A 12,598-nucleotide genomic window follows, 5' to 3' on the forward strand; every position below is an offset into this window, starting at 1 on the left:
AGACGAACGCGTCAACGCCCCGGCTTCACCTTTTCTGAAATACTCAAATCACCCGACTACCGCCCGTAGCAGACGTTTGCGGGCTGGGGGAATCGCGCCAATTTCAAGTCCGGTAAACACGTGCAGCGTGTTCATGTGCCGATCGACGACCGCATGGTCGCTGACCCAGCCCCCCATCATCAGATAGGTGCGCAGCAACGGCGGCATCCTGAGCATGGCCTTCTTCGCATCGGGCCGACGGCGCAAGCGCGCGGCAAACTTGAACACATCCGGCGCCTTGACCCTTGGTAGCCAGCGCTTCGGGGCCAGATGCCGATGCTTGAGCATGGCGAATGCATCCAGATATTCTTCGGTTTCGGTCCCCGCGAAAGACGAGCAACCAAACAGCATCTGCACATCGTTCTGGTCGACAAAGGCCGTCATCGCCCCCCAGGCAACGCGCAGAATATCCGGGTCGGTCCAGTCCGGATGAACGCAAAAGCGCCCCATCTCGACCATCCGCCCACCAAAGCCCTGCAGCGCGGAAAGGTCGTAGTAGCGGGCAGAGTAACTGTCTGCGATCTGTGTTCCGCTTTCGATGGTTAGCATCCGAAAACAGCAAACCAACTGCCCACCCTCGCGCATATCCTCAACCAGAATATGCGCGCACAGCGCATCGAACTCATCCCGGTCGAGTTGATCGGTGGCAAAGGCACGTGTTCTGAGGTTCTGGGCTGCCGCGATATCACGCGCCGACTGCGCCAGCCTGGCGCGATAGCGGCCCCGGTTCAGCACTTCGGCATTCAACACAGTTGCTCTGACCATGGTCGCATACTCCGCAGTTGCCGACCCGCTTGTCTCTGCCACGTCCCTAGCACAAAGATTGTGACCGTCACGTGAAGCTGCAAGACCAATCAGAGATTTAGTTGTTGACGCCGGGGATATTCGCCGGGTTGAAGTTGCCGATATTGCCCAGCAGCTGCCGCAGGAATCCTTTGTCCTGAACACTGGAATCCGTCACACGCCGGTCAAGCGGCACGACAATACCATCTTCAAGGCCAAAGCGTTCGATATTGCGCACGACCCCCCGCTGATCAAAGCTGATGGCCACCAGCTCGCGCGAAACGACCTCGGGCCGTTTGGGACCGTAATGACGGACGCGCGACGAAACATAGTAATAGTCCGAATCCCGCACCACACCAGACGAGGTCGGCGCGCCGATAGCCTCGATCACGGTATCGCGGGTATCAACACCAACCTTGATTTCCGCCAATTCCTCGGGCGGCGGAATATATCCGTGTTTCTTGACGATTGGGGTGCATGCGACCGCGGCCAGGATGCTGCCAAATGCCAGCAGTCTGATCATCGGTTTTATGTTGTTCTTCACCTTCAAAACCTACACCCTCTTGTCTTGGCCGCGCGCGACTTCTATCCGATTACAGAAACCGCTGCCGTGGTTCAACACAAAGAAAGGGTCAAAAATGACCACACCTTCCCCCTTGCGCGTCGCGGATCTTTCGCAGAACGCCGCCACGTCGTTCGAACTGCGCCCCGGAACCGCCGAGCTGGACGTGTTGAAACAAGACCTGGGCTTGCTGGGTCTTCGCAAGCTGTCCTTTGTGGGGTCTGTGCAGGCGCAGGGTAAGCGCGACTGGGTTCTGACAGCCAAGCTTGGCGCAACCGTCGTTCAACCCTGCGTGATCTCGTTGGAGCCGGTGACAACCCGGATCGAAGCCCCGGTGCGCCGGGTCTTTCTGGCCGATTGGGACGAACCGGACGAACCCGAGTTTGAGATGCCCGAAGATGACGAAACCGAAGCCCTTGGCGCTGAAATCGACCCATCTGCGGTCATGGCCGAGGCGCTTTCGCTGGCCTTGCCCCAATATCCTCGAAAGGACGGCGCTGAGTTGGGACCGTCAGATTATACCGAACCCGGAAAACAGGCGATGACCGACGAGGACGTCAAACCATTCGCGGGGTTGGCGGAATTGCGCGATGCATTGAAAAAAGACAAGTGACAGAGGTTTGATTTCCTGTCATAGCAGGCGCTCAGAAAAATCGCTTGAACATGCCGAGAATCGCAGTATTTTCGCGCGCTCATCGGAATTTGGGTTGGACAACGTGGGGCATGTACCCTAAACGCGCGTCAAACCACGAGAAAAACGAAGAATGAAACCCGGCCCACAGCGAATCTGTTGGCCCTTAAATAGACAAAGGTTGAGACCATGGCCGTCCAACAGAACAAAGTTTCCAAGTCGCGTCGCAACAACCGCCGCGCACACGACGCTCTGGTTGCTGCAAACCCGAACGAATGCCCCAACTGCGGTGAGCTGAAGCGCCCGCACCACGTCTGCGCGTCCTGCGGCCACTATGACGATCGCGAAGTCGTCGCGCAGGCCGACGAAATCGACCTGGACGAAGACGCGGCCTGAACCTGATCGGACGCAGGCCAAGGCATGACGGATCAGCCCACGCAAACCGGACGGATCATCATCTCGGTTGACGCGATGGGCGGAGATTCGGGTCCCGCCACCGTTGTCGCGGGCATAGCCAAATCTGCGGACAAGAACCCCACGATCGGGTTCGTCCTGCACGGGCCGGAAACCGTACTGCGCAAACTGGTTGCCAAACGGCGTGTCCTTGAAGGGCGCGTCGTTTTTCGTGATTGCCCTGACGTGGTCACGATGGAGGACAAGCCCAGCCAGGTGGTGCGCAATGGCAAGCAGACCTCGATGTGGTCTGCTCTGGAATCGGTCCGTCAGGGCGAGGCCCATGGAGCCGTCTCCTGCGGCAATACCGGCGCGCTGATGGCGTTGTCGATGATGCGGCTGCGCAAATTGCCGGGCGTGAACCGACCGGCGATTGCAATTCTGTGGCCATCGCGCAACCCGCAGGGCTTTAACGTCATGCTGGATGTGGGCGCGGATGTGCGCGCCGATGCCAAGGATTTGCTGCAATATGCGCTGATGGGGGCCTCGTACTCCCGGAACGGCATGGCGCTGGCCCGCCCCCGGATCGGCTTGCTGAATGTCGGCACCGAGGAACACAAAGGCCGTGCCGAGTTGAAAGAAGCCCACGCGATGATCACGGATTTCGCTGAACAGGCGAACTTCGAGTTTGTGGGCTTTGTGGAAGGCAGCGACATACCGGGCGACAAGGCGGATGTCATTGTAACGGATGGATTTACCGGGAACGTGGCGATCAAGACCGGCGAGGGCACGGCAAGCCTGATCGGCGATCTGCTGCGCGAGGCGTTCAAGTATTCGCCCCTGTCCCGGTTGGCCTCGATCCTTGCCATCACATCCCTGAACCGTCTGAAGAAGCGGATCGACCCGCGCCGCGTCAATGGTGGTGTGTTTCTGGGTCTGAATGGCACAGTGATCAAATCGCACGGGGGTGCGGACGCAACCGGCGTGTCGGCTGCGGTCAAGCTGGCCTTTACCCTGGCCGAATCCGGCTTCTCTGAAAAATTGGCGGCACGGGTTGCATCCACAGCCGCGCTTGCACAAGATGCCGCGCAATCTGCATCGCAGTCGGAATAATAAAAAAGGCAGTACCCAAGCATGGCAGGCCGTTCAGTTGTTGTAGGTGTTGGGCATTATTTGCCCGAGCGTATTGTCCCCAACACCGAATTTGAAAACAGTCTGGATACGACCGACGAATGGATTCGAACCCGGTCCGGGATCGAACGCCGCCACTTTGCCGCAGAAGGCGAAACGACCTCTGATCTGGCAACCCATGCCGCGCAGGCGGCACTGAAAGATGCTGGCCTCGATGCAAGCGATATCGACGCGATTGTCCTTGCGACCTCGACCGCCGATCTGACCTTTCCCTCAGCCGCGACGATGGTTCAGGCCCGTTTGGGAATGACCAACGGTTTTGCGTTTGACGTTCAGGCGGTTTGTGCCGGGTTCGTCTATGCGCTCAGCAACGCCAACGCGCTGATCCTCTCTGGTCAGGCCAAACGCGTTCTGGTCATCGGTGCCGAGACGTTTTCCCGGATCATGGATTGGACCGACCGGTCGACCTGCGTTCTGTTTGGAGACGGGGCCGGCGCGCTGGTTCTTGAACTGCAGGAGGGTGAAGGTACCTCGGAGGATCGCGGGATTCTGGCTACCGACCTCAACTCCGACGGTCGTTATAGGGACTTGCTTTATGTCGATGGTGGGGTTTCGACCCAATCTACGGGCCACCTGCGCATGCAGGGCAATCAGGTTTTCCGCCATGCCGTTGAAAAACTTGCAAGAACCGCCGAAGTTGCACTGGAACGCGCCGGTCTGACCGGTGACGATGTCGACTGGATCGTTCCGCATCAGGCCAATATCCGAATCATTCAGGGCACCGCCAAAAAGATGGGCCTGCCGATGGATCGGGTCGTGGTAACAGTACAGGATCACGGCAACACGTCCGCCGCATCGATTCCCCTGGCGATGTCCGTTGGCAGGGACCGGGGCCAAATCAAGCCCGGCGATCTGATCGTGACCGAGGCAATCGGAGGTGGTCTGGCCTGGGGTGCGGTTGCCCTACGCTGGTAACCGGCACAATCCGGCTTACGTGCCCTCACGCAATTCATTGATATTGACAGCGAATTTCCCCTCACCCTATGCTCTGATATCTACAGGGGAATAAGCATGGGCGATAAAACACTGACTCGAATGGATCTGAGCGAGGCCGTCTTTCGCGAAGTTGGGCTGTCACGCAATGAAAGTGCGCAACTGGTTGAAAGCGTCTTGAACCACATGTCCGACGCACTTGTGCGCGGTGAACAGGTCAAGATATCGTCTTTCGGCACATTCAGCGTTCGAGACAAGACAGCCCGCATAGGCCGCAACCCCAAGACCGGTGAAGAAGTGCCCATTCAGCCCCGCCGCGTGCTGACGTTCCGCCCGTCGCATCTGATGAAAGATCGCGTCGCCGCCGGGAACCGGAAATAACCCCGAGGTTCGGTTAAGATGAGCAAGTCCCCCGACGCGTTTCGCACAATCAGTGAAGTTGCGGATTGGCTCGGTGTTCAGGCTCATGTCCTGAGATTCTGGGAAAGTCGTTTCACACAGGTCAAACCCGTAAAGCGCGCGGGTGGCAGGCGATATTACCGGCCCAACGACATGCGGTTGCTGGGCGGTATCAAAAAGCTGCTGCACGAGGATGGAATCACGATCAAGGGCGTTCAGCGTATCCTGCGGGAGCAGGGCGTTGCTCATGTTGCCTCGCTGTCGCCCAGTCTGGACGATCCCGCAGCCGAAGAAGTGGCAACAGACAACACCATTGTGCCATTTTCCGCAAAACCCGCACCTGCGGCTGAGCAGATTCGGATGGAGTTGGACACACCTCCGGATCAGGCCGCGCGCACTGCCGACACCGCCGCCGCGCCGGAAGCGGTCGCCAGCCAGCCAGAACCGCCGCAGGCAAATGAAGTGGACGCCGCCCCCCTTATGGGTGGTATCACGTCTTTGGCCTGGAACCGCTCCGAATTCGACGACGCGTTGCTGGCGCGGATCGCGCCCATCGCCAAGGACCTGCGCGTCTGGCTGAACCGGGTCGATGCACAAGCCGCGGGATAAGACAAAAAGGCGATGATTTCCTCTTGCCCCTGCCGGGAAAGTCTTTATGAACGCTGCAACGTCGGGCTATGGCGCAGCCTGGTAGCGCGTCCGTCTGGGGGACGGAAGGTCGCAGGTTCGAGTCCTGCTAGCCCGACCAAATCACACCGACGTAAATGGCACATAGGCCAGATCCCGCTCTGGCAACAGGGGGGATCGGAATGACAGGCGTATGCGCAAACCAGCAGATACAGGCAATGATCGAGCGGCGTGAGATCACCGCGCAACCTGCGATCATTCCGGAACAGATTCAACCTGCCAGCCTGGATATGCGTTTAGGTACAGTCGCTTACCGTGTGCGCGCCTCGTTCCTTGCGGGCGAAGGTCGCAGCGTTGCGGACCGTCTGGCGGAATTTGAGATGCACCGCATCGACATCAGCGATGGTGCCGTTCTGGAAAAGGGCTGCGTTTATCTGGTGCCGTTGATGGAATCTCTGGCCCTGCCCCCGGGAACAAATGCAGTGGCCAACGCCAAAAGCTCAACCGGGCGACTGGACTTGCTGACCCGAACTATCACCGATGGCGGCGCCGAGTTCGACCGTGTTCCGGCGGGGTACACTGGCCCTCTCTATGCCGAGATCTGCCCGCGTTCTTTTTCGGTCCTGGTGCGCCCGGGCATGCGGCTGAATCAGATTCGGTTCCGGCAGGGTCAGGCGGTTCTGAGCGATGATGAACTAAGCGCGCTCCATGCCGACTCACCTTTGGTTGATGGTCCGGCCGTTATTCAGGACGGGTTGGGGTTTTCGGTCGATCTGCAATTGCCCGAGTCCGATCTGGTGGGCTATCGCGCCAAGCCTCATACCGGCGTGATCGATCTGGACCGCATCGGCGGGTACGCGCCGCAGGATTACTGGGAAGAGGTCCGCACCACGGATGGACGTATCATCCTGGACCCGGGCGCGTTCTATATTCTCGTCAGCCGTGAAGCCGTGCATATTCCGCCGATGTATGCAGCCGAAATGGCCCCCTATCTGGCGATGGTCGGCGAATTCCGCGTCCACTATGCAGGGTTCTTTGATCCGGGCTTTGGCCATGCTGCGGCGGGTGGTGCCGGCTCACGCGGTGTGCTTGAGGTCCGCTGTCACGAGGCGCCTTTCGTGCTGGAACACGGACAGGTTGTCGGACGGCTGGTGTATGAGAAGATGGCAGAATTGCCCACGCAGCTTTACGGGGCTGGGATTGCATCAAACTACCAGGGACAGGGTTTGAAGCTATCAAAACACTTCAAAGCTGCATGATAACCCCTCAGAATTTCATGAACTTGCGCGCCTGGCGCGTCAGTCTCTGCGCCTGCCGCATCGTCTGCTTCTGGTTCTTGGCGGTCTGCTGCATCTGACGTTTCGCTTCTGGGTCAGGCTTACCTTGATCCGGGCCGCCCGTCCGGCTTGCCATATCAAATCCTTTGTCCACGCCCTTGTTTACAAGGCGGCGCATGACACGGCGAACAATCATATCGATGATGCGGTTGGCGTTCATTGTTGTCTCCGTTTTCTGACACCCTAGATAGGTTGTCCTTGCGGCAACATAAGGGCTGCGCGATCACTCTTCCTCGAACAGTTCCGATTGGTCTTCGTCTTCGTGATCTTCTGAGGACCCAAGTGGCACTGCCCCCGGTGGCGGGCGATTTTCCAGCAACCCCGCCGCCCGCAATTCCTTGAGGCCCGGCAGGTCGCGTGCATTCTCGAGCCCGAAATGATCCAGAAATTGCGGCGTTACTACAAACGTCACCGGACGCCCGGGTGTCATGCGGCGGCGGCCCAGCCTGATCCACTCCATTTCCAGCAGCTGATCTATGGTCCCGCGCGATACCGACACACCGCGGATTTCCTCGATCTCGGCGCGGGTACAGGGCTGATGATAGGCAACAATCGCCAAGGTTTCGATGGCCGCACGGCTGAGTTTCCGGGTTTCGACCGTCTCTTTCTGCATCAGAAAGCCAAGATCGGGCGCGGTGCGAATGGCCCATGCCTCACCCACCTGAACCACGCGAACACCGCGCCCCTCATAACGTTTTTGAAGCATTTCAACCGCTTGCGCGGCATTGCTGCCATGGGGCATCCGCGCCTCAAGGTCGGCGATTGTCACTGCTTCTGCACTGGCGAACAGCACCGCCTCGACCATACGCTCCTGCTCGGCCAGCGGCGGTGCTTCGAACAGTGTGCCGGTCTCTTCTGGGGCGTCAGTCACGTGTTTCTGTCCTCTTGCGCAATTGGATCGGCGCAAAGGTATCGCTTTGCTTGATCTCCATATGTCCTTCTTTCACCAGCTCCAGCGAGGCCGCGAAGGTCGCCGCCGTGGCAGACCGCCTGCGCACTGGATCACTCTCCCACCCGTCAGGCAAATAGGTCTCCATATCGGTCCAGGTTCCTGCAAACCCGATCAGCGGGCGCATGCGTTCCAGTGCCTGCTCCATCGTGAAGACTGCGTCGCGATCCATTACGAAGGGGCGGAATTCGTCCCTTGTGCGAATGCGGGCGTAGCCTTGCATCAGGTCCAGCAAGGTCGCCGAATATGTGACCGTACGAATACGCCGGATGTCTTCGCCCTGCCCGCGCTTGAAAAAATCGCGGCCAAGCTGGTCGCGCGCCATCAACCGCGCGGCGGCATCGCGCATGGCTTGCAGGCGTTCCAACTGAAAGGCAAGGTGTGCAGCGAGTTCTTCGCCGGTCGGCCCTTCTTCGTCAGGATCAGGGGGTAGCAGCAGGCGCGATTTCAGAAAGGCCAGCCAGGCGGCCATCACCAGATAGTCTGCGGCCAACTCGATCCGCAGCGCGCGGGCGCGTTCGACAAAGGCCAGATACTGCTGCGCCAAGGCCAGAACCGAAATTTTTCGCAGATCGACCTTCTGTGTGCGTGACAAAGTCAGCAGCACATCCAGTGGGCCTTCGAACCCGTCTACGTCAACGATCAGCGCCTCGGCGGCCAGACGATCGGCGACCGAGATCGGGTCTTCGCTGAAAAGGTTATCCGACATATACCTGCCCGCCCATGAGGGCAGATAGTTCCGCCTCGGCGGCCTGAATGTCAAGCGCCAGAGGTGCCGTGCGCATGGCCAAGGCCCGCTCTGCGCGGGTCTGTGCCGCATCGGTCATCTCGCCTGCGGCGTTCAGTACGGCCTCACGATCCGAAAGGGATGCGTTGCAATGCAGAACAACATCGCACCCGGCGGCCAGAGCCTTTCCTGCCACCTCGGCCGGGTTGCCGCGAAGTGCTTTCATCGAGATGTCGTCGGTCATGATCAGCCCGCTAAACCCGATCTGTTCTCGGATCAAGCGGATTATCTTGGGTGAAATCGTTGCAGGCTGCGGGTCGATCTGATCGTAAACCAAATGCGCGGTCATCCCCATCGGCAAGTCATTCAGCGCACGAAACGGCGCGAAATCCGCGAGTTCCAGTTCCTCGAGTGGCAAGTCGACATGTGGCGGTTCGTGATGGCTGTCCAGCGTGGCACGCCCGTGTCCGGGCATGTGCTTGACCACAGGCAGAACACCGCCATCCAGATGCGCCTGCGCTACGGCCCGTCCGATCTGCGCGACCTGCTCGACCGAACTTCCATAACAGCGATTGCGTAGGAAAGCGTGCGTCTCGGGCCGGGCCACGTCCACCATCGGCGCGCAGTTGCTATCGATCCCCAGCGACCGGAGTTCATGAGCAATCAGGCGATACCGAAGATACATGGCGCGCTCGGCCTGCGTAGCTGCAATCTCGGCGTGGTCTAGCGGAGGCAACCACTCGCGCGCCAACGGAGAACGAAGGCGCTGAACGCGTCCGCCCTCCTGATCAATGGTGATCGGGCATTCGCGCCCGACCGCATCGCGAAAGTCATCGCAAAGGGCGCGGACCTGATCGGCGGTATCAACATTGCGAGCAAACAGAATGAACCCGAACGGGTTCATCTGGCGAAACAGGGCTTTTTCATCTGCCGAAAGGCGCAATCCTTCGGCGTCGGTGATCACCGCACCAAACGTCACCGCACGGCAACCGGGATGCAGTCTGCCCCTTGCGCGACCAGCGCTGCACAGAACTGACGCGAGTCGCTCAGGTCGTCAAACCCAAGAACACGGAGACGATAGAATGTGCGGCCACCACTTGAAGTTTTCTGGATAACGCGCTGTTTATCATTCATATAATCGCCAAAGCGACCAGAGATCCTGTTCCACTCGGACTTGGCGACCTCAGTGCTTTCATAGGCACCAAGCTGGGCAAGACGCGTCCCCTTGGCCAGCGTGTCGGGTGCGACATCCAATCCGGCAGCCGCTTTGACGGCGGCATTGATCGTCGCTTCGGTGTTGCTGTTTGCGGCGATCCCGCTTTGCGTTGCGCGCGCCGGGCGCGTCACTGGCCGCAGCGAACGGCGTACGCCGGGCAACGCTGCGATTTTCGGATCAGGCTGCAATGCGGCAAGATCAGCCGGATCGATGGCGGGTTCGTCATCCGAGATTGCCAGAGAGGCAACCTGCACGCCGCTCTCGACCGCAGGATCGGTCTTTGCCTCACCTGCGATTTCTGCGACCAGCGCGTCAACAGCGCTCTGCCGCAGTTTCGTGGCATCTTCCCGGGTAATCTCTTCCTCGACCACATGCACCGCTTTGGTCGGCTTCAGAACACCCATCGGAGTATCTTCATCCGTCAGCGAAACGGGCCGCGGCGCAAGGATCAGGCGATCCGCTGGCGCGGCTGCCGACCCTTCGGCGGCAACAGTGTTTACGGCAAGCCCCTGATGATCGGCCAGAGTCCCGCCCGGATTTTCAGGCTGGATACGCATCGGCCCCTCGATGGCGCGTACAACCGGTACACCGCTGACGTCGCGCATAACCAGTTGGTAGCCCCAGACCCCGACCCCCGCCACAAGCGCCAGCGAGGCCGCAGCCCCCAGAAAGTTGACCACGCGGCCAAGCCCTGCGACGCCGCGCGGCGCGTCGTCATACGCGTGCATGTCGTCAGAATAGTCATACGCATCCTCGGGATGCGCTTGATTCGGGTAATACATCTGCTCGGGGCTCGCCTGCCCCGAGTAATCGTAACTCGCCATTTCCGCCTCACCGCCCGATTGCGCCTTAAAACGTTGCGCGCGGGTCATTTCTTGTCTGCCTCAGACCGGCGGTTCGGGCGGTGTTGGTCACCGCATCTCCTGCGCCGGAGTGACCCCAAGAATACCCAAGCCCGCTGAAATCACAACAGAAACGGCCCGGGCCAATGCGATTTTTGACTGGCTTGTGGCAACATCGCCATCCTGGATAAACCGCAACTGGGTTTCGTCATTGCCCTTATTCCACAAAGCGTGGAAATCCCCAGCCAATTCATAGAGATAGAAGGCAACGCGGTGCGGTTCATTCGTGCGAGCCGCGATTTCAATCAGGCGTGGCCATTCGGCCAGTTTCTTGGCAACAGTCAGTTCCGTTGCGTGGTCAATCTTGCCCAGATCGGCGGCTGCAAGGGTCGCTTCATCAGCCTTGATCCCGGCCTCGGCCGCGCGACGCAACACGCTCATGACCCGCGCATGGGCGTATTGCACGTAGAAAACTGGGTTCTCGCGGCTTTGTTCCAGCACCTTGTCGAAATCGAAATCCAAGGGCGCATCGTTCTTGCGAGTCAGCATCACGAAACGGGTCACATCAGGGCCCACCTGATCAACCACATCGCGCAGGGTGACAAAGTTCCCTGCCCGTTTCGACATCTTGAACGGCTCGCCGTTCTTCCACAGCTTCACCAGTTGAGTCAGCTTGATATCCAGCGACACCTTACCATCGGACAGTGCCGACACCGCCGCTTTCATCCGCTTGACATAGCCACCATGGTCGGCGCCAAATACGTCGATCAGCGCGTCAAAGCCACGGGTCACCTTATCATAGTGATAGGCGATATCCGGTGCGAAATAGGTCCAGCTGCCGTCCGATTTCTTTACCGGTCGGTCGACGTCATCGCCGTGCTCGGTCGATTTGAACAGGGTCTGCTCGCGCGGCTCCCAATCCTCGGGCTTCTTGCCCTTGGGCGGTTCCAGCACGCCTTCGTAGATCAGGCCCTTGTCGGTCAGAGACTGAAGCGCAGCCTCGATCCTGCCCGTGCCGTAGAGCGACTTTTCCGAGAAGAACACATCCATCTCGACACCCAACGCCTTAAGGTCGGCACGGATCAAATCCATCATCGCATCGGTGGCGAACTCGCGCAGCTCTTCCAGCCACTCGCTTTCGGGCTTGTCGATCAGACTGTCGCCGTATTTCTCTTTCAGCGCCTCGCCGATCGGGATCAGATAGTCACCAGGATACAGACCTTCTGCAATCTCCGGGCTCAGGCCATTGGCTTCGCGATAGCGTTCGTAAGCAGACCGCGCCAGCACATCCACCTGCGCACCGCCGTCATTGATGTAGTACTCGCGGGTCACGTCATGGCCAGAATACGCCAACAAACTCGCCAGTGCGTCGCCGAATACCGCGCCCCGCGTATGACCCACGTGCAGCGGACCGGTTGGGTTGGCCGAGACATATTCGACGTTGACCTTCTGCCCCTGCCCCATCGTCGAGCGACCATAGTCGGTGCCCTTTTCCAGCACCGCTGCCAGAACGCCCTGCCAGACCGACGGCGCCAGCCGCAGGTTCAGAAAGCCCGGTCCTGCAACTTCGGCGCTGGTAATGCGGTTGTCGTTTGCCAGCTTGCCCGCCAGCACATCCGCAATGTCGCGCGGTTTCATTTTTGCAGGTTTGGCCAATACCATGGCCGCGTTGGTCGCCATGTCGCCATGCGCCGCGTCGCGCGGCGGCTCGACTGCCACGTTATCAAAGCTCAACCCCTCGGGCAGAGCACCGTCGGACTGCATCTGGGTCAGCGCGTCCAGTACGAGGCCGCGGATCTCGGAAAACAGGTTCATTTCGGATGTCCTTTTGCTTGTCGGGCGGTTTATCACGCAATGCGACAACGTCAATGGAAGCGATCAGTTTAGGCGCGGATCGACCGCCGCATTGCGCCGCGTCGCTGATCCAGAGGCGGCCATGCGGCTTGAACACCGATAGATATTGCGGCTG

15 protein-coding genes and 1 tRNA gene are annotated in these 12,598 nt (G+C 59.5%); 8 read left to right on the top strand and 8 right to left on the bottom strand.

What is annotated here, in order from left to right; translation table 11 throughout:
* Positions 1 to 48: 48 nt before the first annotated feature.
* Positions 49 to 804 carry a GNAT family N-acetyltransferase gene (locus tag ACR0JA_RS04155; protein ID WP_480570379.1) on the bottom strand — a complete coding sequence of 252 codons (756 nt, stop codon included), beginning with the start codon at positions 802 to 804 and terminating at the stop codon, positions 49 to 51.
* Between the two features lie 97 nt (positions 805 to 901).
* Positions 902 to 1,345: an outer membrane protein assembly factor BamE gene (locus ACR0JA_RS04160; RefSeq protein WP_480570382.1), complete on the bottom strand. Its 444-nt coding sequence runs from the start codon at positions 1,343 to 1,345 to the stop codon at positions 902 to 904.
* Between the two features lie 115 nt (positions 1,346 to 1,460).
* Between ACR0JA_RS04160 and ACR0JA_RS04165 the strand changes: the two genes are divergently transcribed.
* From ACR0JA_RS04165 to ACR0JA_RS04200, 8 genes are all read left to right on the top strand, one after another.
* A complete protein-coding gene (locus tag ACR0JA_RS04165) occupies positions 1,461 to 1,997 on the top strand; it encodes a YceD family protein (RefSeq protein ID WP_480570385.1) in 537 nt (178 codons plus the stop codon).
* A 207-nt stretch (positions 1,998 to 2,204) separates the two neighbouring features.
* Entirely contained in the window at positions 2,205 to 2,411 is a 207-nt protein-coding gene (gene rpmF / locus ACR0JA_RS04170) for a 50S ribosomal protein L32 (protein WP_008756996.1), read from the top strand.
* 24 nt (positions 2,412 to 2,435) lie between these two features.
* Positions 2,436 to 3,521: a phosphate acyltransferase PlsX gene (gene plsX / locus ACR0JA_RS04175; RefSeq protein ID WP_480570387.1), complete on the top strand. Its 1,086-nt coding sequence runs from the start codon at positions 2,436 to 2,438 to the stop codon at positions 3,519 to 3,521.
* A gap of 21 nt (positions 3,522 to 3,542) precedes the next feature.
* The gene (locus ACR0JA_RS04180) at positions 3,543 to 4,514 is read left to right on the top strand and encodes a beta-ketoacyl-ACP synthase III (protein WP_480570390.1); all 972 of its coding nucleotides are present in this window, start codon (positions 3,543 to 3,545) and stop codon (positions 4,512 to 4,514) included.
* Positions 4,515 to 4,610: 96 nt separating this feature from the next.
* Entirely contained in the window at positions 4,611 to 4,913 is a 303-nt protein-coding gene (gene ihfA, locus ACR0JA_RS04185; protein WP_008755922.1) for an integration host factor subunit alpha, read from the top strand.
* Positions 4,914 to 4,931: 18 nt separating this feature from the next.
* On the top strand, positions 4,932 to 5,540 hold the full coding sequence (locus tag ACR0JA_RS04190; protein ID WP_480570393.1) for a MerR family transcriptional regulator: 609 nt from the start codon (positions 4,932 to 4,934) through the stop codon (positions 5,538 to 5,540).
* A gap of 62 nt (positions 5,541 to 5,602) precedes the next feature.
* Positions 5,603 to 5,679: transfer RNA gene (locus ACR0JA_RS04195), tRNA-Pro, on the top strand.
* A 61-nt stretch (positions 5,680 to 5,740) separates the two neighbouring features.
* Complete coding sequence (locus ACR0JA_RS04200; protein WP_480570396.1) at positions 5,741 to 6,817, top strand: 2'-deoxycytidine 5'-triphosphate deaminase; 1,077 nt, start codon at positions 5,741 to 5,743, stop codon at positions 6,815 to 6,817.
* A gap of 7 nt (positions 6,818 to 6,824) precedes the next feature.
* Here the strand turns inward: ACR0JA_RS04200 and ACR0JA_RS04205 are convergent, their stop codons facing one another.
* From ACR0JA_RS04205 to argS, 6 genes are all read right to left on the bottom strand, one after another.
* Positions 6,825 to 7,055 (bottom strand): hypothetical protein, encoded by a 231-nt coding sequence (locus ACR0JA_RS04205; protein ID WP_480570399.1) that lies wholly within the window; start codon positions 7,053 to 7,055, stop codon positions 6,825 to 6,827.
* A 63-nt stretch (positions 7,056 to 7,118) separates the two neighbouring features.
* Entirely contained in the window at positions 7,119 to 7,766 is a 648-nt protein-coding gene (gene scpB, locus ACR0JA_RS04210; RefSeq protein ID WP_480570402.1) for an SMC-Scp complex subunit ScpB, read from the bottom strand.
* Positions 7,759 to 8,553, bottom strand: coding sequence for a segregation and condensation protein A (locus ACR0JA_RS04215; RefSeq protein WP_480570404.1), 795 nt, complete (start codon positions 8,551 to 8,553; stop codon positions 7,759 to 7,761). Before ACR0JA_RS04215 ends, scpB begins: the two co-directional genes overlap by 8 nt.
* On the bottom strand, positions 8,543 to 9,550 hold the full coding sequence (gene nagZ / locus ACR0JA_RS04220) for a beta-N-acetylhexosaminidase (RefSeq protein ID WP_480570407.1): 1,008 nt from the start codon (positions 9,548 to 9,550) through the stop codon (positions 8,543 to 8,545). Before nagZ ends, ACR0JA_RS04215 begins: the two co-directional genes overlap by 11 nt.
* Positions 9,547 to 10,659 (bottom strand): SPOR domain-containing protein, encoded by a 1,113-nt coding sequence (locus ACR0JA_RS04225; protein WP_480570410.1) that lies wholly within the window; start codon positions 10,657 to 10,659, stop codon positions 9,547 to 9,549. The genes nagZ and ACR0JA_RS04225 overlap by 4 nt, the downstream gene beginning before the upstream one ends.
* A gap of 39 nt (positions 10,660 to 10,698) precedes the next feature.
* Positions 10,699 to 12,444, bottom strand: a complete 1,746-nt coding sequence (argS, locus tag ACR0JA_RS04230; RefSeq protein WP_480570413.1) for an arginine--tRNA ligase — start codon at positions 12,442 to 12,444, stop codon at positions 10,699 to 10,701.
* Positions 12,445 to 12,598: the final 154 nt, after the last annotated feature.

It is taken from the genome of Ruegeria sp. AM4, from assembly GCF_056540665.1.